We start from the raw sequence: 18,553 nt of genomic DNA on the forward strand, positions 1-18,553 counted from the left end.
CTTCCTGCCGCCCTACAGCCCCGACCTGAACCCCATCGAGCAGGTCTTCTCCAAGCTCAAACACCTCATGCGAAAGGCGCAGCCCCGCACCGTCGAGGAGACCTGGCGAAGCGCTGGCGCGCTCCTCGACCGCTTCACCGCCAAAGAGTGCAGCAACTACCTCGTTAACGCCGGCTACGCTTCCGTGTGAACGAGTCCCGCTCTAGAAGTCGGTCGGATTGCCGAGCCACCCCTGGCCGCAGCGCACGGCTCCCGAGCAGGCTTCGAGCCGGAGGTGGACGCCGGCGTGTCACCGTGGTCACGCCTGCCGCGCCAATCACCGGGAACGCGAGCGCATTGATGTTCTTGGCGTGCTCGGCGACCAAGGTCCGCCAATGGCGCATCTACAACACGACACAACGGCCGCATCGGGCTGATTGTGTTGAAAAAGGCCGGTTGAAGCGGTGACTCGAGGCTGATTCACTCGTCTACGGACGGGAGGGATGGCCATGATGGGTGATCGTCGAGTCGACCAGACGGCGCTGTTCTACGAGTTCTCGCTGGAGCGGCATGTCCCCGCGGACCACATGCTCCGAGCTATCGACCGGTTCGTGGATCTCGACGGGATCCGAGCGCATGTGGCGCCGTTCTACAGCCCGATCGGCCGTCCCTCGATCGACCCGGAGCTGCTGATCCGGATGCTGATCGTGGGCTACTGCTTCGGCATCCGTTCGGAGCGGCGGCTGTGCGAGGAGGTGCATCTCAACCTCGCCTATCGTTGGTTCTGCCGGCTCGGGCTCGACGGCGACGTTCCCGATCACTCCACCTTCTCGAAGGCCCGCCACGGCCGCTTCCGCGACAGTGATCTGCTGCGTCGGCTGTTCGAGACCGTGGTCAGCCGCTGCCTAGCGGAGGGTCTGGTAGGCGGCGAGGGCTTCGCCGCCGACGCCAGCCTGATCAAGGCCGACGCCAACCGTCAGCGATGCGTGCCGGGGGATCAGGGCCTGCCTTCGGAGGCGACGAGCCGCGCCATCGACGAATACCTGGCCGTGCTCGACGACGCCGCGTTCGGCGCGGCGACGCCGGTCGTTCCGAAGTTCCTCTCGCCGGCCGATCCGGCTGCGCGGTGGACCGGCGCCGACAAGGGGCCGGCCTACTTCGCCTACGCCACCAACTATCTGATCGACCTTGAGCACGCCGTGATCTTGGACGTGGAGGCCACTACTGCGGTGCGCCAGGCGGAAGTGGGCGCCGTGCGCACCATGATCGAGCGGGTGCGCGAACAGCATGACCTGCGGCCAGGCCGGCTGGCGGCCGACACCGCCTACGGCTCCGCCGAGATGCTCAACTGGCTGACCACCCAGCAGGGCATCGCCCCGCACATCCCGGTCATCGACAAGTCTGCTCGGGAAGACGGGACCTTCCCGCGCAGCGCCTTTGTCTATGACCCCGTCGCCGACAGCTACCGATGTCCGAACGGCAAGGCGCTCAAGCGCTATCGCCGCGCCTTCCGGACGCCACGGCCGAACGCGCCGCCCGACGACACCTACCGTTACCGCGCCTCCAAGCACGACTGCGACGCTTGCGCCTTGAAGGACCGCTGCTCACCCAACACCCCTGGCCGCTAGGTGACCCGATCCATCTACGAAGGAGCGCGTGACATCGCCCGCGACATCGCCAAGACCGACGCCTACGTCGTCTCCAGGCGACAGCGGAAGAAGGTCGAGATGCTGTTCGCCCACCTCAAGCGCATCCTCAAGCTCGACCGGCTACGCCTGCGAGGTCCCAAGGGCGCCCGAGACGAGTTCCACTTGGCCGCAACAGCTCAGAACCTCCGCAAGCTCGCCAAGCTCATCCCGCGAACCGCCCCAACAGCCGCCTAGGGGAAGATCGCCGCGCTTGGCCGGCGCCACGCGCAGAGCCGAGACCGACTTCTTCAACGCAATCGGCTCATAGCAGACGTTCCCGAAGTCCGAAGTTGGCCGAAGGCCTCGCGTCGGGTCGCGAAGCTTGTCCGGCACCGGCTACATACTGGGCGATATCAAAGGGAGACGCCTAGAAGCGTTGCGTGTGACCATAGCGACGTATCCGTGCGACCATTGTCGGTGACGACTGTCAGGCGAAGGTCGGATAACTTGCTCGGCGGGAGGCCTCCGTGACATCGCCCCAGCCGATCGACGACATCATCAAGTGGTCCGAACAGAAGCTGCAGCGGTGGCACCGCGATGCCCTGCGTCGGCTGGCGTGCGGCGGCGCGCTTGGGGCCGGAGACCAGGCCGATTTGCTGGCGATGGTGAAACAGAAGGCCGGCCTCGCGGTCGTCTCCGCGCCGCCCGAGCCGGTCCCCCTGGCGAAGAGCCACTTCTCTGGAGCCGTTGCCGGCGCACCGCTCAAGCTTGTGGCTGTCCGAGACGTCCAGAACGTCAACCGGCTCGCGCCGGCCGCTCGGATCGACTTCTCGCCGGAGGGCCTGACAGTCGTCTACGGCCGCAACGGTAGCGGCAAGAGCGGCTTCGTGCGAATCCTGCGCACCGCTTGTCGGACGCGCATCGAGAGCACCGCCAAATTGAAGGTGCTGTCGAACGTGTATGGCGGGCTTGGCGGGCCCCAGGCCGCGGTGATCGTTATCGATGCCGGCGCGGGTGAGATTGCGATCCCCTGGGATTCTGATGGCGCCCACGCCGAGCAACTGCTCCAGGTGGCTGTTTTCGACAGCCTGGCGGCGGAGCTGTACGTCGATCAGGGCCATCAAATTCGGTTCTTGCCGTTCGGTTTGGCGCTTCCTCACAAGCTCAACGAGCTGTGCCTCGCCCTTCGCGCCGCCTTGGAAGCAGAGCGAGCCGCTGTGACGCAGAAGCTGGCGCTCGCGGTTGTTCAGTTCGACCAGGCGCGCGAGACCAAGGCCCAGGTGTTCTACCGAGGTCTGACCGGGAAAACGACCGATGCTGCGATCGGGGCCGCCGCAGCGTTCGCCCCCGCGGACGCCGACCGCCTTACGGTTATCCGGGGCCAGCTCGCCGCCGATCCTGGATCCAGCGCAGATGTTAGCGGGCTCGCGGCGTGGGTCGAAAAGCTCGGCGAGGAGTGCGCCGCCCAGGCCGAGGCGCTGAGCGACTCGGGCTTGGCGAAGCTGCAGGCGCTGGCCGACCAAGCCCGCGACAAGCGCGAGGCCGCCAGCCTGGACGCGGAGGCGCTGTTCAAGGACGAGCCCTTGCCGGGCGTCGGGGCCGGTGCCTGGCGCGCGCTTTGGAAAGCCGCGCGGGACTATTCGGTCGACGCCGCTTACGTTGGGGAAGAGTTCCCCGTCGTGAAAACGGCCACGGCGCCGGCGAGCTGCGTCCTCTGTCATCAGCCGCTCGACGCCGCCGCCGCCGCCCGGCTGCAGCGGTTCAAGGCCTTCGTGGATGGAGCGTTGGCGGCCGCCGCCGACCAGGCCGAGGCGGCCGCCGTCGCCGCCCTTGAAGATTTGCCGCCTCTGGCGCTTCTCGACGGCGGCGAGTGGAGCGCCCGAATCGAGCAGTTGGCCGCCCGCGACGCGGTCCTTTCCGACCGGGCCAAAGTCTTCAGGGACTCGGCGCTTGCCCGGCGCGAGCGGGCCGAGACCATCCTGTCAGGCGTGGACGCCAGCGCTGAGCTGGCGCCCTTGGCCGATCCATCGCCGGACCTGGCCGGGGCGGCGGCGAAGCTGAGAACCGAGGCCGAGGCTCGGGCTGCGGCGGGTGACGACGGCGTGCGTACGAAGATGCTGGCCGAGCTGGGGGAGCTGGCCGATCGGAAACTCCTGGCCGGTGTGGTCGGCAGGCTGAAGGTGCGGCGGGATCTGCTCCGCGAGGACGCCGCGTACCAGGTCGCGCTGAAGGAGGTGCAGACCAAGGCGATCACTGAAGCCGCCAACAAGTTCGTCGACGACCACCTCACGACCAAGGTGGTGGAGCGGTTCGACGGGGAGCGGAAGATCCTGGAGATCGACCACCTGAATATCGGCTTGGCGCGCAAGAGCGGGCAGACGAAGGCGTCGTTCCACACCGATCCCGGTACGACTTTCACCAAGAACGCGTCGGAGATCCTTAGTGAGGGCGAACAGCGGGCCCTGGCCCTGTCAGCGTTCCTGACGGAGGTGGCCATGACCGACGGCTCCGGGCCCGTGGTCATCGACGATCCGGTGTCCTCCCTGGACCGGGAGCGTTGTGTGAAGGTGGCGATGCGTCTGGCAGCCGAGGCTCAAGGCCGCCAGGTCGTGGTGTTCACGCACGACCTGGTGTTCTTCAACGACCTTTGCCGTGAGGCGGAGGCCCTGGACGTTGCTGTCGTGCCGGTGTCGCTGTTCGCCAACAAGGTCGACGCCGGGAAGGTCGACCCCGCCGGCGTGACCTGGAAGGGGCTGCCCGTGAAGAGGCGGCTCAACCTGATCAAGTCCGAGTTCGGGCCGGTGAAGGCGCTCCACGGCGTCAGCGCCGCCGACTACGAGTTCAAGGTGAAGGGCCTCTACGGCCGGCTGCGCGACACGTACGAGCGGGCGGTGGAGGAGTGCATTTTCAGGGACGTCGTAACGCGGGGCGCGGACCGCGTGGAGACCCTGAAGCTGCGCTACGTCCACCTGTCCGATGGCTTGGCGATCCGGTTCCACGAGGGGATGACGCGGGCGAACACCTACAGTCACGACAACCCCGCCGCGGAAACGGTGGAGACGCCCGAGCCGGATGAATTCGAGAAGGATCTGCTCCACCTGGAGAAGCTGATCGCCGACCTGGACGCGGAGAGCAAAGACGCCGAGGGCCGCAGACCGGCCATGAAGCCGAAGAAGTAGCGGCGGTGCGAACCCGGTTCGCACTGGGGCGTGGATGCTAGCGAGCCCGCCGGCGACTATCGTCGGCAGCGAGTGATTCGTAGGGCCGCGGGCAAACGCCCGGGCGGAGGGTGAAATGACGGGTCGTTACGACCATCTCGGCCGGGAGGAGCTTATCGCGCTGATGGAGCGGCGCGACGCCTCCCGCAAGCTCGGCCTCGTCTGGGAACGGGACGAGCTCGAGCACGATGCCGCTCTGAATGACGACTTCGTCCTACTGCACCTCGACCAGGATCTGTCGATCGGGGCCGCCCCGTTTGAGAACTTCCTGATCGAGGGGGACAATTTTGACGCCCTTCGCTACCTGCAAATTGCCTACAAAGGCCGGGTCAAGTGCATCTACATCGACCCGCCTTACAACACGGGCAACAAGGACTTCCTCTACAACGACGCCTTCGTCGACAAAGAGGACGCCTATCGTCACTCCAAGTGGCTCGAATACATGTTCCGCAGGCTGTCCCTAGCGAAGGATCTGCTGGCGGAAGACGGCGTGATCTTCGTGTCCGTGGATGACATCGAGAACGCCCACCTCACGCTCCTCATGGACCAGGTGTTCCCGGGCCGGCGCGTCGGGACGTTCGTTTGGCGGCGACGCAGCGGGGCCGGCGACGCCAAGGACTGGTTCCTCAGCGTCGACCATGAGTACGTCGTCTGCTACGCGAACCGCGGCTTCAGTTTCGCCGGATCTCCAAAGGATCTCTCCACCTATTCCAATCCTGACGGCGACAAGCGCGGCGACTGGGTGAACGACAACCTGGTTAAGGCGCACAACTTCAAGCAGCGCCCTGACGCCTTCTACCCGATCCAGAACCCTGACACTGGCGTCTGGTATCCGGGTGACCCGGACAACGTCTGGCGTTTCGCGACGAAAGCGCGGCTGAACGGCCGCAAGATCCGCACGAAGACAATGGAGCAGCTGATCGCCGAGAAGCGATTACTATGGCCGAAAGACGACCAGGTCGTCGTATACGACACTGTCGAGCAGCTCCGCGCAGCTATCGAGGACGGCTCCGCACCGCGAAATCTCCAAGTCTATCTGCAGCTGGACGACCTCCGGGGCCAAGTGGCGGCGGGCCAGGCGCCGGCGCGGCTCCTCGACAATATCGCGCCGATCGAGGAGTGGGTCGGCCGAAAGATTGGCTACAGCAAACCGCGCTACAAGCGGTTCGCAAAGGACCTCAAGTCAACCGAGCAGCCGGTCTCTACCTGGATCGTGCCCGCCGCGACGAAGAAGTCCGAGCTGGAGGAGCTTTCCCTCGACGAAGTAACCGCCTTCACCGTCGGCTATACGAGCGAGGGGACAAAGCTTCTGTCGCAGATGCTCGCCAACAAGGACTTCCCGTATCCCAAGCCCCTAAGCCTGCTCAAATCGCTGATCGCCCAGGCGACAGACCCGGACCGCGGCGACATCGTCCTCGATTTCTTCGCCGGTTCGGGGACCACGGGACACGCCGTCCTGGCCCTCAACGATGAGGACGGGGGCGACCGCAGTTTCATCCTCGTCTCGACCACGGAAGCCAACGCGGACGAGCCTTCCAAGAACGTCTGCCGCGACATCACTCAGCGGCGTCTGCGCGCGGCGATCGAAGGCTACAGCTACCGCACCCCCAAGGGGTCGAAGTCGGTCGCCGGCGTGGCCGGCGAGTTTGCGTACCTGCGGGCCGAAAGGGTGCCGCGCGAGAGCGTCGCGATCGATATTCAGCACGGACAGGTCTGGACGGTCCTGCAGCAGCTGCACGCGAACGCGATCTCGGCGTTCGATCCCGCGCTCGAGCTGCAGATCCTGGAGGGCGAGGGCTCCGGGCCCGACCTGATCTACGTTCCACAGCTGACGCCATCGGCGGTCGCCGCCTTGCGCGATCGCGTCGAGCGGATCTCCAGGCCAGCGGTCGTCTACAGCTGGCAGAGCGGCCTGGTGCTGCAGGAGATCAAGGCGAGCTACGTGCGCGTCGAGCAAATCCCCGACTACCTGATTGCCCGTTTCGGCGGGGTCGGTGCCTGATGCGGGCCCAAACGTTCGGGACCGTTCTCAAGCGCTTTCAGAGCGACGCCGTCGACAATGGCGTCGCAATCTTCGCCACTTGTCTGGACGAGCTCCGGGCGGTGCGCGGGACGCCCGGCTATGAGGAGAGCCGGCGGCTGATCGTCGGCGACGTCGGCGCGATCCTGTTTGAAGCGCCGACCGGCACGGGCAAAACCCTCATGGCCGGCCACGTGGCCGCCAACGTCAGCTTGCTGCACGTGAACGGCTCGGCTATGCCTGTGCTCTGGTTCTGGATCGCGCCATTTGCCGGCGTGATTAGTCAGACGATCCGGACGATCCAGTCGGAGTTCGATGCCCTCCGGGTCCGCCATGCCGCCTCCGATCGGGATCCGCTGGACGTCCGGTCAGGTGATGTATTCGTCACCACCTGGGCGAATGTCGCCGTGGCCAACACCCAGAGCCGCAAGGTTCGGACAGCGACGGAGACCGCGCCCTCGATCGATGGCCTGATCGACTTTGCCCGGGCGCAGGGTTTCGCAATCGGCGCCGTTATCGACGAAGCGCATCACAGCTTTAAGGGGCAGAGCGAGGCCATCCGCTTCTACCGCGAGGTCCTTCGGCCCGAGTTGACGATCCTGGTCACGGCGACGCCGCGCGACCGCGATCTGCAGGCGTTCACGCAAGGCGCCGGGGTCACGAACCTGCGCCGCATCACCGTCTCGCGGCAGCAGGCGATCAGCGATCGGCTAATCAAGGAAGGTGTGAAGGTCGCGGTGTTCAAGGCGCCCGACGACGTGCAGAGCCTGATCGACTTCCGGAAGACTGCGCTCCGCCAGGGCGTCGAGACGCACAAGGCGCTCAAGGCGCTTCTCGCCAAGACGGGGGCGACGGTTACGCCGCTGCTGCTCGTCCAGGTCGATAGCAACGAAAACTCGGTAGCCGAGGCTACCCAGTGGCTGAAGGAGCTGGGGTTTCGCACAGAAGGTGAGGCCGGCCTGATCCGCAGCCACACCGCCGACGAGCCGGATCCACACCTGTCTAGCCTTGTCGCAGACGAGACCGTCGAGGTCCTGATCTTCAAGCTGGCGGTCGCCACCGGCTTCGATGCGCCGCGAGCCTTCACGCTGGTCTCGTTCCGCCCGGTGCGGGACTCTGATTTCGGCGTGCAGATCGTGGGGAGGATTCTTCGGGTCGATCGTCGCCTCCAACCCATGCGGAACGCGCCGACCGCGCTGGACTACGGCTATGTCTTCCTGTCCGACAACGGCGGCCAGGCCGGCCTGCTCTCCGCGGCCGAGCGGATCAACGCCATCCGGTCGGAACTCGCCTCGGTCACGCCCAACATTGCGGTTGTCGCCTTCGGAGGCGAGCCCGAGACGCAGCGCGTCGGCGAGGGTGGACAGCTTACGTTCTTCACCAGCGCCGGCCGGAGCGGTTGGGCTGACGAGACGCCGGGCGATCTGTTCGAGCGAGCTGCTGGCAGCGGGGGAGCTGCGCCAGCTGGCATTGCTCGCGCGCTTTTCGACGAATGGGACCTGGCTCCGGCACCGACAGGGGCGGGCCCCTCGCCGCGCGTTCCGGAAGAGCGGCCGGTCGGGGCCAGCATCTATACACTGAACACGACTCTCGGCGCGCCGCGCGCGTTCAACAGGGCGGTCCTATCCCTCGAAAGCCGCGACCTGGTCCGCGAAGTCGTCTCCCGGTTCCGCTTCGACGAGGACGCCTTGCTCGTCGCCCAGCGCGGGGCGACCACGATCCTGATGGAGGAAGTCGAGATCTTCGGCGCCCGCATCAACCGGCGCGAGGAGATCCGCGCCGACCTGGCCCAGAAGGAGATCGACGCCCGAGCGCAGCAAACCCTCTTTCGAGCCGACGACTATCAAGTGATCGACATTCGAGCGCTACACAGCGCCCTGGTCGACCAGCTTGGGCGGGAGGCCTCTCGGCGGGGTATCGACCACGTGTTCGACACGCCTCAGAAGCTTCGAGCCGGTCTGCACAAGATCCTGGCGCTTCGGCCGCAACAGCTGCGGCGCGCCATTTCCGAGACGGTCGCGCGGTACACGATATCTGAGGCCGCCGACGTGATTCCGGCGGAGATCGTCTCGACCACGCAGCTGCAGCCGGCCCGCCTGAACCTCTACGGCGTCTTCCCTGATGATCTGAACGGGTGGGAGCGGCCGTTTGCCGAGTACCTCGACGACGACCTAACCGGGACGGTGCTCTGGTGGCACCGGAACCCGCCACGCAAGCCGTTTTCGGTCAGTGTGCCGCTACCCGGCCAGCCTGATTTCTACCCCGACTTCATCGTTGGCGTGCGCGACCGGGCGAGAGGAGATGGCGTCCTCCTGGTCGAAACAAAGCGGATGATCAACGACCAGGAGCGGAACGCGCTGGTCAAGGCACAGGCGTCTCACCCTGACTACGGGCCCGTCATGATGCTCTATTGGGAGGACCGCCGAGAGTGGCGGGTCGTCGAATACGACGCCCGCGCCGACCGCAACTTCCTCGATCGAGCGCTCAGGCCCGAGCTTCTGGCTACCTATTGACGGCCGGTCGCCCATGGCCCTCCCGAACGCCCATGTGACGCCCGAGATCAGACGGCTGAATTCATGGCTCGACAGCCTGCCGACGGAGGCGCTCATGGCCTTCCCTCAGCCAACGCCCCAGGACTTCGCCGTGTTCGGCGGCGTCATTCAGATCTTCAACTACATCGAGCTAAATCTGCGCCGCAGCATGGCCGCGTTCGATGCTGGAGGTGTGTTACCCAGCCACCTTCGCCGCTCTGCTCGACAACTTTCTGGGTATAAGCTGACTGCCGCTGTTCGCGATACGGCCGCCGAGATTCATCGGAATACAGGTCTGGACGGCGAAGCCGTCGCGCACCTCGACGCCATCGCCTTGAACCAGAATATGCGGAACCTACTCGCCCATTGGGCTGCGCGCCGCATACCGGGCGAGGACTACCTGGTGCTCCTCGGCAAGGATGAGAGGGACGCGGCCCAGGTGCTCGACGGACCGTTGTCGGTCGACACTGTTGCGAAGGCTATCGTCCAAGCCAGCGCGCTCGCCGGCCTCGTCGATTTCCTAGCGCCTCACCAGAACTGGCTCGCCGAAAAGACTAGCGCTTGGTACGGCCGCTACGTCGAGGGCACCTGACGCCCACCGTGTGGACTGCTACACAGCATACCGCGGAAGGTCTGCCCCTAGTGTCGATGCCAATGACCGCTCTTGGCGCATCTACGTGACGTGATGGTGTGGACGACCTCCACCTGAACGGGCTTTGGTAGGTGGGACGTCGAGGGACGTCACGTCTAGGGAGCGGGAAGATGGAAGAGGTAGCGGTCGTCGGGCTCGATCTGGCGAAGAACGTGTTCCAGGTTCATGGGGTGACTGGGACGGGAGCTGTGGCTTTCCGCAAGCAGCTCCGACGAGCCCAGGTGCTCAGCTTCTTTGAGGCGCTGCCGGCCTGCCTGATCGGGATTGAGGCCTGCGCCTCGGCCCATTACTGGGCGAGGGAGCTGATGACGCTGGGCCACGAGGTGCGGCTGATGCCGCCAGCATACGTGAAGGCCTACGTGAAGCGCGGCAAGACGGACGCGGCGGACGCCGAGGCGATCGCCGAAGCGGTAACCCGGCCTACGATGCGCTTCGTGGCCGTGAAGACGAAGGCGCAGCAGGCGGTGCTCATGCTGCACAAGACCCGGGACCTCCTGGTCCGCCAGAGAACCATGCTGATCAACGCCCTCCGCGGCCACCTGGGTGAGTTTGGGATCGTGACCCCGCAGGGCAGCGCCGGCGTGCAGGCGGCGCTTCGATCCTTGCACCTGGAGCAGGGTGGACTCCCGGAGCTCGCGCTCGCGGCGCTCCGGGGCCTGGCTGGGCAGCTGGAGGCCCTCGGGGCTGAGGTCGAGAGCCTGGAGCGCCGGATATTGAGCTGGCATAGGGCGGACGAGACCAGCCGCCGCCTTGCGACTATCCCCGGCATCGGCCCGATCACCGCCAGCGCCATGGCGGCCAGCGCGCCTGATCCTGGTCTCTTCCACTCCGGCCGCCAGTTCGCCGCTTGGCTTGGGCTTACGCCGCGCGCACACAGCAGCGGCGGCAAGGAGCGCCAAGCGGGGATCAGCAAGATGGGAGACGGCTACCTGCGACGCCTCCTCGTCGTCGGCGCGACGGCGGTGCTTCGCATGGCTCGCCAGCGAGGGTCTGGAGGCGCCTGGGTGAAGGGCTTGTTGGAGCGCAAGAAGCCCAAGGCCGCCGCCGTCGCTCTGGCCAACAAGACGGCGCGCATCGCCTGGGTGCTGATGGCCCGCCAGGAGGTCTACACGCCGCGGGCGGCGGTCTGAGATCGGCGCTGGTCGGCTGAGCCGGCCGGCGGCGTAGACGCGAGAGTGGTGAGACGTGATGACGAACCGGCCCGCAGCCGGGGACAGGTGAAACCCAGGGGGTCAGAGCGCCTCGAGCGCGTTGACGTGATAAGGGAGCCGGTCCGCGGACTTCATCAAGGCCAGCAGCTTCGACCAGCTGCAGCGACAGGCCGCATACATGACTGCACTCGACCGAGCGCCAGACGCCCAATTCCACCCTTGCGTCTAGGAGGTCGTCCATACATGACGTCCCTCGACGTCCCACCTACCAAAGCCCGTTCAGGTGGAGGTCGTCCACACCATCACGTCATACGACACGGCGCAACGGCCGCGTCGGGCTCAAAGGCGACATCCAGAGAGTCGGGAAGGCGTGCGCCTGCACATGGCTATTGGGAAGCTAGGCTCCGCGCTGCAGCTAGAAACTCCCGCTGCGAAGGCGACATCGCCGGCAGCAACCGCTCGATCTGCCAGTCGGCCATATCCAGGAGCTGTACCTTCTCGCGATCACGCCGGATGGTCAGCTTGAAGTCGCGAACGTTGAATGGCACCCGCAATTTCTCGAAGCGCCAAAGCAGTAGGGCGAGCTGCTTAGGTGTAAAGGCGCCACGGTCTTGCAGGTAGTCGATGAAGGCTAGAATTCTGAATTCAGGATCAGCCTGCGACAGCGCCACGAGGGCGGTGATCACCCGCTTCTTGCGGGCCTCTTCAACGAGTGTCCGCCGATCGCGACCGACCCTCTTTCGGGTGCCGGCGGCGTCGAGGTCTTCGCCGTCATCTCCCGTCGCGCTGATCCCAAACCGGTTGATGCATTCCGAGCCGATCTGAAGGCGGGCGTCAGTGAGCAAGTTCCTGATCTCGAACTGATACCGGATATCCGGGTGGTCGCAGAGTTCGCAATCGGCCTCGGGCGCTTCGAGATCGTGGAAGCCGCCTTCGTAGCGCCACTCCTTCAACGCAGCCGCCAGATGAGACTTCTCCCGGCTCAGCGGGAGGATGTTTCGTGCCGCGCGCTGGGCCCAGGACATCGATCAACGCCTGCGCTTCGACTTGCCCGGCCAGGGGAGATTTCCGTCCAGCTCGCGTAGGCCGTAGGTGTCCTCTTCCCAACGCGCCCGCTCGGCCTGCGGCGGCGGGAGATTTTCGTCGTCGAACCAGAGTAGGGTGAGTGTCTGATCCCACTGGCCGAGCTGCCGAACGTCTTCGTAAAGCGACCCTTCGCGGTCCCAATCTTCGAACCATTGATCGGGATCGGCTTCTTCCGGTCCCGAAGAGGCTTCACCCGCCCGTACCCGGGCGCTGTAGGAGTCCTTGGGCAGATCGGAGCCCGACCTGATCCACGCTCTGGCATCGCGGAGAGAGGTGGACCGGGAGCTATAGCGGACCTTGCCTCCCTCGGAGAGAACGAAGGCGCAAAGTTCGCGTGAGAAGGTGGCAAAGCGCGAGCCCGTCGACATCAGCGACGCATCGAATTCGTCGGCTAACTCGCTGATCGCATTGAAGCCCATATCGGCCGCATCGACGCGCGGCTTGAACAGTTTGTGCGGGAGAAGGAGTTCAGCGGCGAAGATATCGCACGCGATTTCGCCCGGGGGCCGGCGCGCGAAACTCCAGCTCGGAGAGGTGTGGTCAGCGGTGATTTCGAGCACGACGTGGGCCACTTCGTGGCAGACGCTGAACCGCTGGCGGCGGCTGTTGTGGGCGCAGTTCACACAGATGCGGTACTTGCCGTTCGGAAGCTGAACCGACCACGCATCTTCGTTCTCTTGCAGCGCTTCGGATTTCACGACGCCGCCGATCTGGCCGGCGTAGGCGTCAACCGACACGGGGAGCGAAAGCGGGCTGCATTTCGCGATGAAGTCGCGCGCCTTCATCGCGACGGCGAGCTCATCCATCACCGTCCTCCTCCTGCATGAACCGGCGGATTCGGGTGAGCGAAGTTGCGTAGTCGGCGCGCGCCCCGCGGTTCACGACCGTCGTCAGCATGTGGAATTCCTCGGGTGTCACGCTGGCGTCCTGCCTGGCGAAATCTGCAAGATCGGCATCGACGTTCGGATGACCGGCTAGGAAGCGAAGTATCTCCCCGTCGCGCGTGGACGGCCGAAGCGCGGTCGCCAATTTGCTGATCACTTCGTCAGACGGCGACTCCTTTGCGCCGGTCTCCAGCCGATAGATGTAGGCGTGGTCCACCTCGCTCCGTTGAGCGAGATCCCGCAGCGATAAATCCCCTCGCAGCGCCTTCAGCCACCGCCCTAGTGCGGACTCCGGCATCCGCCCTCCTTGACATGCTTCATCGTCGTCCCTTACTGTTGTCCAGACAGACAACGCGCCCCGTTCTGCTCGTAAGCCGACTGGGCGCTTTTTCAGGCCCCATATGTTGTCTGGCCGGACACCAGCGTGGCATCCGACGGGGGCAAACGCAAGCCGCGAAAGCGGAGAAAAGGCAGTAAAATGAACGTCAATGTCGTGGCGCACTTGGTGCGCATCCACATCAACCGGGAGGCTTTCGAGTCGTCCAACCCGACCACGGGCGAGGGCCTCTACGCCCTGGCCGACATCCCGAAGCACGAGGAGCTGTTCCGCGAGGTCGGCGGTGATCAGGAGGACCAGCTGATCGCGCGCGATGCGACGGTGATCCATCTGAAGGAAGACGAGCACTTCTACAGCCAGAAGACCATCACCATCCTGATCAACGGCGAGCCGAACGAGGTCGAGGGGACCCACGTGTCCTTCGAGGAGGTGGTGAAGCTGGCCTACCCGGTGCCGCCCAGCGGCACTTTGATCGAGTTCACGGTCACCTACCGCCACGGCCCGCCGGCGAACCCGAAGGGCACACTGACCGCGGGCCATTCGGTCAAGATCAAGAACAAGATGGTCTTCGATGTCACGCCGACCGATCGCTCGTAGCCCCGCGCTGCAGCGCCTGGCCGGTGAGGGCTTCGATATCGAAGTCCTCGCCGGCTACCTCGTCGTCCACAACGTCCCCTATATCGACGACCAGGGCGCGGTGAGGCGCGGCGACCTGTTCGCCGCGCTGCGCCTCAACAACGATGTCGCGCTCGAGCCCGAAGATCACCAGTGCAAGTGGGCCGGCGAGATGCCGTGCCACGAGAACGGGGCCTCGATGCAGTCGCTCGGCCCGAGTTCGACGCCGATGACCATCGCCGGTTACGAGGTGAAATGGAACTTCTCCCACAAGCCGGCCCTGACCGGCCGTTACTCGGACTTCTACGAGAAGATGACCATGTACGTGGAGAAGATCTCGGGGCCGGCGCAGGCCCGCCAGCCAGGCGTCACCGCCATCAACCACAGGGCGCGCACTCCTGACCCCGACGACAGCGTGTTCCTCTACGAGGACACCGCGAGCAGCAGGGCTGACATCGTTGCGATCAACGACAAGCTGAAGCCTCTGCGCATCGGCATCATCGGCCTCGGCGGCACCGGTTCCTACGTGCTGGACTACATCGCCAAAAGTCCCGTGCAGGAAATTCACCTGTTCGACGGCGACGGCCTCGAACAGCACAACGCCTTCCGGGCTCCCGGCGCCGTGTCGGGCGAAGAGCTCGATGAGGAGCTGACCAAGGTCGCGTTCCACGCCCGCACCTACAGCACGATGCGCCGGGGTATCATCCCGCACCCCTACGCCATGATGCCCGACAAGCTGCACGAGCTGGAGGGCTTGGACTTCGTGTTCCTCTGCATGGAGGGAAGCGGGAAGCGGCCCATCGTCGAAAAGCTGGAGGCTCTCGGCATCCCCTTCGCCGATGTCGGGATGGGCATCACCATCCACGGTGAGAGCCTGCGGGGGCAGGTGCGCACGACCACGAGCACGCCCGCCAAGCGCAACCACGTCTACGAGAAGAACCGCATCGCCTTTTCGACAGCCGACGACGTGAACGAATATGACAAGAACATCCAGGTCGCGGAGCTGAACGCGCTGAACGCGGCGCTGGCCGTCATCAAGTTCAAGAAGCTGTTCGGCTTCTACGACGACGACAGCCATGAGCACTTCACCATCTTCGTGGTCGCTGCTGCCGAGACGATTAACGAGGACGGCGACGAATGAGACGGCCGTTCAAAATCCGCCATGAGTTCGTCGAGTTCATTCCGAAGGGTCGCGAATGGGGCGTCCTTTATGTCTCGATCCCCTACGCAACTGCGGTACACAGCTGCTTCTGCGGCTGCGGCATCAAGGTGGTCACGCCGATCAGCCCGGTCGGCTGGCAGCTCATCTATGACGGCGAGACGGTGAGTCTTTTCCCGTCCATCGGGAGTTGGGCATTCCCCTGCCGATCCCACTATTTCATCAAGCGCGACACCGTCGTGTGGGCTGGCAGCATGTCGGAGGACGAGGTCGCGTGGGGCCGTGCCCGCGACAGGGCGGCACGCGAAACCCATTTCGACGGTCAGCCGGGCCTAGCCTCGGAAGCGATGGATGAGGCCGCTAAGTCCAAACGCAAGAAGGACTTTTGGTCGTGGCTCGGCGGGAGGCGCTAGCAAGCGCGGCCGCTGGCCCCATCTAGCAGTTCAGCCAACGCTGTTTAGCGAGTGCCGTTCACGGCGCGGAAAGGAGGTGATAGCGAATGACGACGAGTAAGAAGGACGCCAGCATGGCTTCTAAGATTCTCAGCAATCCGAAGAGCTCCAAGGCGGCGAAATCCGTTGCGGGTTCGGACCTATCTCAGGCCAAACGCAAGGGTAAGTAAGAGGCTCCCCGGCCTCGGTCGCCGGGCTTCGGCCCGGCGACTCGCCCAATAGTGCAGGATAGATGGAGCGCCTGGGCGGCCCCCCAGATACGTCAAGAATCCGGAGCCAGCCTGATGTCTGCTCCTGGCGCATCCACGACCTATCGTGACGCTGCCGGAGGTGCCGACCGAGCTTAGAAGCGCCCCCCGGAAGCGATGAAGCAGGCCTTAAGCTGCGGCGTCAGGAGCTCCGGCGTTTCCTGCTGCGTGCGGACGTAGAGGTATTGCACCTCCGCCTTGGCCTGTGCCGTCGTGGGTGAGGTCCGGCAGTCCGCCTCCAGACACCCGGGCGCCCCTTCCTGATTGCAGTTGAAGTAGGTGTCGTCGAAGGCCTTGCGCTGGGCCGGCGTCAGCGTGGTCACCGGGCCGGCGCGGGCCGGCGTCGCCGCCGACGCATCCGTCTTGGGCCGCGGTTGATTGTCGACCTGGCCGCCCTGGACCTGGACCTGGCCGCTGCGGACAAGGAAGCGCCAGTGGATTAGGCGGTCACCGATGTCCATGTGTGCTGTGGCGCTGCAGTCGCGCGTCCCCTCCATCGCGTCGAAGCCGGTCTCCTGCACAGCGGTCAGGCTCGTCAGGGTCGGGTGTTGAACCGTGAACGGGTCGCGGAACTGCGACGGCACGGCCGCCAGCGCCGCCATGGCCTTCGGACCGTCACAGGTCGGCACGAGCGCCTGCCGCCGGGCGAGGAGGGCTGCAGGAACCGGCAGGTGCGCATTGCGCACGTCCGTGGCGATTTTCATGACGTCGCCGGTGTCCATCTCCTCGTCGTCGCCCATGACCCCGCGGGTGATCTGGGCGAAAGGTTCGTTCGCTTCCACCGCATCCTGGCGCGTGCCCTCCGGTGGGATGTGGGTCGGGGTGAAGAGGAGCGTCATCTTCCCCGTCTTGCCGGTGAGGTCGTCCTTGAAGGCGATGTCCAGGGCGTAGCCTTCCGGCTGCTTGCGCCAGTGCAGGTCATCGCGCGCATACGACGCCTCGACCTGGCCAACCGTGATGTCGGGCCGCAGGTAGCCGGCGGCATTGGGGATGATCAGCCGCTCATCGAGGAAGGCCTGGGACGGGCGGTCGCCGGCGCTGACCGACGAATAGGAGGTCCCCTGACCGGCGGGGACGCCCTTCCCGCAGCCGACCAGAGTCAAGGTGAGTGCTGCTACGGCGATGTAGCTGGCGGCCTTCATGGCTGTCCCTCTGGCGCAGTCGTGTACGCCGAGGGCGCACTACCAGTTACTATCGTAACTGGCGAGCTGAGCTGTTTGCAATGTCCATCCTGTGGATGGACTGGCCGAAAACCGTTGGTGAAAACATCCGCCGCGTGCGTCTGGCGGCGGGGATCTCCCAGGAAGAACTCGCGCACCGCGCCGGCCTTACCCCGAGCTACATCGGGCAGGTCGAGCGAGGACGGCGCAACACGTCGGTGACGGTGCTGGGCAAGGTCGCCGACGCTTTGGGCACAACGCCCGGGCGGTTCTTCGAGACCTCGCGCTAGCCGTTGCGCCTGGGCTCTCCCCCAGACCTGAGCTGGATATGGCGCACCCGCAGGAAGTGCCGCTGAGCCGAGAACTGCCACAAGGACCCGCCCGAGTTTCAAAGCGATAACGCGGCCGCAGAGGCCGCCTTCTGCGTGAATGCCGCCAGACGGTGGTGCGGGCCCGCTGCGCCCGAGGCAGCGGCGACCGACGGAGCCTCGCCGACGTCCGGCTGCTGCGCATGCAACCAGTCCGCCGCCGTCTGCGCATGCCCCGCCGCCGTGAAAATCGCCCGTGGGTCGTCCTGCAGGACCTGCACCCAGGAGGCCAGGTAGTGGGCGTGATCCGGCCGTGGTTCCGGCGTGAGGGCGAGGTCCGCGCAGATGAAGGCCGCCCCGAGCTCGGCGATGAGTTCCTCGAAGGCGTAGGCCTCAGAGCCGAACCGCCCTGTGAGGTCCCGGTCCAGCCGGTGCGGCGCCCCAGTGGCGTGGATGCTCTCGTGGGCCCGGACGGCATAGTAGGCGATCGCATCGCGGAAGGCGGCGAAGGGCGGCAGGGCGATGGTGTCGGTGACCGGTCGGTAGCAGGCCCGGTCCCCGCCGTGGGTGACGGTCAGGGGCAGGGCGTCGAAAAAGGCCTCGGCGCGGGCGATGCGCGCGGCGTCGGTGAGGCGTGGCCCGGGCGGAGGGACGTAGCCCTCGACCTGGGCGGCGTTGAAGATGGCGAAGGCGCGGGCGATGAACCGGCGCGATGGCCGTTCCGCGTCGGCCGGTCCGCTCCCGACACGCTCTGGGCCGGCTGCTGACGAACTGTCGGCCCCGCCGCCGCCGCCGGGCCGCGGCTGCCAGAAGATGATGGTGGTTGCCTTCTCGCCCCGGCGCACCGGGCAGCCGTGGGCGCGCCACTGCTGGAAGCTGGCCCAGGTCGGGTCGGTGTAGCCGTGCTCCGTAGCCGCGGCCCAGGTGATCAGGGTGTTCACCCCGCGGTACGGCTTGCCGGTGACGAGGTTGCAGGCGCGGCCGCTGTTGACATGCCAGGGGCGGACGAAGGCCTCTCCGCTGGCCTGCGCCTGCTGCAAGGCGGCGATGATCTTGCCGGCCACTTCGGCGTGCAGGTCCCGGCGGGCGGCGTGGGCGTGGGGGTAGGGCATGGGCGTGCTCCAG

Annotated in this window: 15 protein-coding genes and 1 pseudogene; 11 read left to right on the forward strand and 5 right to left on the reverse strand. The window is 65.8% G+C overall.

Annotation, left to right across the window (positions count from 1 at the left end):
• The 7 genes and pseudogenes from ACO2Q3_RS19785 to ACO2Q3_RS19815 form a co-directional block, all read left to right on the forward strand.
• Positions 1-190 (forward strand): transposase (locus tag ACO2Q3_RS19785; protein WP_423309742.1); only part of this gene is annotated, 190 nt, incomplete at its 5' end.
• Between the two features lie 298 nt (positions 191-488).
• Positions 489-1,862, forward strand: a pseudogene (locus tag ACO2Q3_RS19790) (transposase).
• A gap of 272 nt (positions 1,863-2,134) precedes the next feature.
• Complete coding sequence (locus tag ACO2Q3_RS19795) at positions 2,135-4,786, forward strand: AAA family ATPase (RefSeq protein WP_423309743.1); 2,652 nt, start codon at positions 2,135-2,137, stop codon at positions 4,784-4,786.
• Between the two features lie 115 nt (positions 4,787-4,901).
• Complete coding sequence (locus tag ACO2Q3_RS19800) at positions 4,902-6,827, forward strand: site-specific DNA-methyltransferase (protein ID WP_423309745.1); 1,926 nt, start codon at positions 4,902-4,904, stop codon at positions 6,825-6,827.
• A complete protein-coding gene (locus ACO2Q3_RS19805) occupies positions 6,827-9,358 on the forward strand; it encodes a DEAD/DEAH box helicase (RefSeq protein WP_423309746.1) in 2,532 nt (843 codons plus the stop codon). The genes ACO2Q3_RS19800 and ACO2Q3_RS19805 overlap by 1 nt, the downstream gene beginning before the upstream one ends.
• A gap of 13 nt (positions 9,359-9,371) precedes the next feature.
• The gene (locus ACO2Q3_RS19810) at positions 9,372-9,968 is read left to right on the forward strand and encodes a hypothetical protein (RefSeq protein WP_423309748.1); all 597 of its coding nucleotides are present in this window, start codon (positions 9,372-9,374) and stop codon (positions 9,966-9,968) included.
• Positions 9,969-10,138: 170 nt separating this feature from the next.
• A complete protein-coding gene (locus ACO2Q3_RS19815; protein ID WP_423309750.1) occupies positions 10,139-11,158 on the forward strand; it encodes an IS110 family transposase in 1,020 nt (339 codons plus the stop codon).
• A gap of 407 nt (positions 11,159-11,565) precedes the next feature.
• On the opposite strand, the gene ACO2Q3_RS19820 is transcribed toward ACO2Q3_RS19815, so the two are convergent.
• Genes ACO2Q3_RS19820 through ACO2Q3_RS19830 form a run of 3 tightly spaced genes read right to left on the reverse strand, consistent with a single transcriptional unit; the run spans position 11,566 to position 13,447 of the window.
• A complete protein-coding gene (locus tag ACO2Q3_RS19820) occupies positions 11,566-12,204 on the reverse strand; it encodes a hypothetical protein (protein ID WP_423309751.1) in 639 nt (212 codons plus the stop codon).
• Between the two features lie 3 nt (positions 12,205-12,207).
• Positions 12,208-13,071 (reverse strand): ImmA/IrrE family metallo-endopeptidase, encoded by an 864-nt coding sequence (locus ACO2Q3_RS19825; protein WP_423309753.1) that lies wholly within the window; start codon positions 13,069-13,071, stop codon positions 12,208-12,210.
• Entirely contained in the window at positions 13,064-13,447 is a 384-nt protein-coding gene (locus ACO2Q3_RS19830; RefSeq protein ID WP_423309755.1) for a helix-turn-helix domain-containing protein, read from the reverse strand. Before ACO2Q3_RS19830 ends, ACO2Q3_RS19825 begins: the two co-directional genes overlap by 8 nt.
• Positions 13,448-13,627: 180 nt before the next feature.
• Between ACO2Q3_RS19830 and ACO2Q3_RS19835 the strand changes: the two genes are divergently transcribed.
• From ACO2Q3_RS19835 to ACO2Q3_RS19845, 3 genes are read left to right on the forward strand one after another with little or no spacing between them, the layout of a single operon-like run.
• Entirely contained in the window at positions 13,628-14,083 is a 456-nt protein-coding gene (locus tag ACO2Q3_RS19835; RefSeq protein ID WP_423309757.1) for a multiubiquitin domain-containing protein, read from the forward strand.
• Positions 14,058-15,242: a ThiF family adenylyltransferase gene (locus ACO2Q3_RS19840; RefSeq protein WP_423309759.1), complete on the forward strand. Its 1,185-nt coding sequence runs from the start codon at positions 14,058-14,060 to the stop codon at positions 15,240-15,242. Before ACO2Q3_RS19835 ends, ACO2Q3_RS19840 begins: the two co-directional genes overlap by 26 nt.
• Positions 15,239-15,673, forward strand: a complete 435-nt coding sequence (locus ACO2Q3_RS19845; protein ID WP_423309761.1) for a DUF6527 family protein — start codon at positions 15,239-15,241, stop codon at positions 15,671-15,673. The genes ACO2Q3_RS19840 and ACO2Q3_RS19845 overlap by 4 nt, the downstream gene beginning before the upstream one ends.
• A 382-nt stretch (positions 15,674-16,055) precedes the next feature.
• On the opposite strand, the gene ACO2Q3_RS19850 is transcribed toward ACO2Q3_RS19845, so the two are convergent.
• Positions 16,056-17,102 (reverse strand): hypothetical protein, encoded by a 1,047-nt coding sequence (locus ACO2Q3_RS19850; protein WP_423309763.1) that lies wholly within the window; start codon positions 17,100-17,102, stop codon positions 16,056-16,058.
• An 80-nt stretch (positions 17,103-17,182) separates the two neighbouring features.
• Here ACO2Q3_RS19850 and ACO2Q3_RS19855 point away from each other — a divergent pair, with 80 nt between their 5' ends.
• Positions 17,183-17,410 (forward strand): helix-turn-helix domain-containing protein, encoded by a 228-nt coding sequence (locus ACO2Q3_RS19855; protein WP_423309765.1) that lies wholly within the window; start codon positions 17,183-17,185, stop codon positions 17,408-17,410.
• 98 nt (positions 17,411-17,508) lie between these two features.
• Here ACO2Q3_RS19855 and ACO2Q3_RS19860 read toward each other — a convergent pair whose 3' ends face one another.
• Complete coding sequence (locus tag ACO2Q3_RS19860) at positions 17,509-18,540, reverse strand: ArdC family protein (RefSeq protein WP_423309767.1); 1,032 nt, start codon at positions 18,538-18,540, stop codon at positions 17,509-17,511.
• Between the last annotated feature and the right edge of the window lie 13 nt (positions 18,541-18,553).

Origin of the sequence: Caulobacter sp. KR2-114 (assembly GCF_049446115.1) — a bacterium.
Taxonomy (GTDB): domain Bacteria; phylum Pseudomonadota; class Alphaproteobacteria; order Caulobacterales; family Caulobacteraceae; genus Acaudatibacter.

Coding starts and splice junctions, on each gene's coding strand:
- ACO2Q3_RS19800 (WP_423309745.1), top strand. CDS start 4,902: ATGACGGGTCGTTACGACCATCTCGGCCGGGAGGAGCTTATCGCGCTG.
- ACO2Q3_RS19805 (WP_423309746.1), top strand. CDS start 6,827: ATGCGGGCCCAAACGTTCGGGACCGTTCTCAAGCGCTTTCAGAGCGAC.
- ACO2Q3_RS19810 (WP_423309748.1), top strand. CDS start 9,372: ATGGCCCTCCCGAACGCCCATGTGACGCCCGAGATCAGACGGCTGAAT.
- ACO2Q3_RS19815 (WP_423309750.1), top strand. CDS start 10,139: ATGGAAGAGGTAGCGGTCGTCGGGCTCGATCTGGCGAAGAACGTGTTC.
- ACO2Q3_RS19820 (WP_423309751.1), bottom strand. CDS start 12,204: ATGTCCTGGGCCCAGCGCGCGGCACGAAACATCCTCCCGCTGAGCCGG.
- ACO2Q3_RS19825 (WP_423309753.1), bottom strand. CDS start 13,071: ATGGATGAGCTCGCCGTCGCGATGAAGGCGCGCGACTTCATCGCGAAA.
- ACO2Q3_RS19830 (WP_423309755.1), bottom strand. CDS start 13,447: ATGCCGGAGTCCGCACTAGGGCGGTGGCTGAAGGCGCTGCGAGGGGAT.
- ACO2Q3_RS19835 (WP_423309757.1), top strand. CDS start 13,628: ATGAACGTCAATGTCGTGGCGCACTTGGTGCGCATCCACATCAACCGG.
- ACO2Q3_RS19840 (WP_423309759.1), top strand. CDS start 14,058: ATGTCACGCCGACCGATCGCTCGTAGCCCCGCGCTGCAGCGCCTGGCC.
- ACO2Q3_RS19845 (WP_423309761.1), top strand. CDS start 15,239: ATGAGACGGCCGTTCAAAATCCGCCATGAGTTCGTCGAGTTCATTCCG.
- ACO2Q3_RS19850 (WP_423309763.1), bottom strand. CDS start 17,102: ATGAAGGCCGCCAGCTACATCGCCGTAGCAGCACTCACCTTGACTCTG.
- ACO2Q3_RS19855 (WP_423309765.1), top strand. CDS start 17,183: ATGTCCATCCTGTGGATGGACTGGCCGAAAACCGTTGGTGAAAACATC.
- ACO2Q3_RS19860 (WP_423309767.1), bottom strand. CDS start 18,540: ATGCCCTACCCCCACGCCCACGCCGCCCGCCGGGACCTGCACGCCGAA.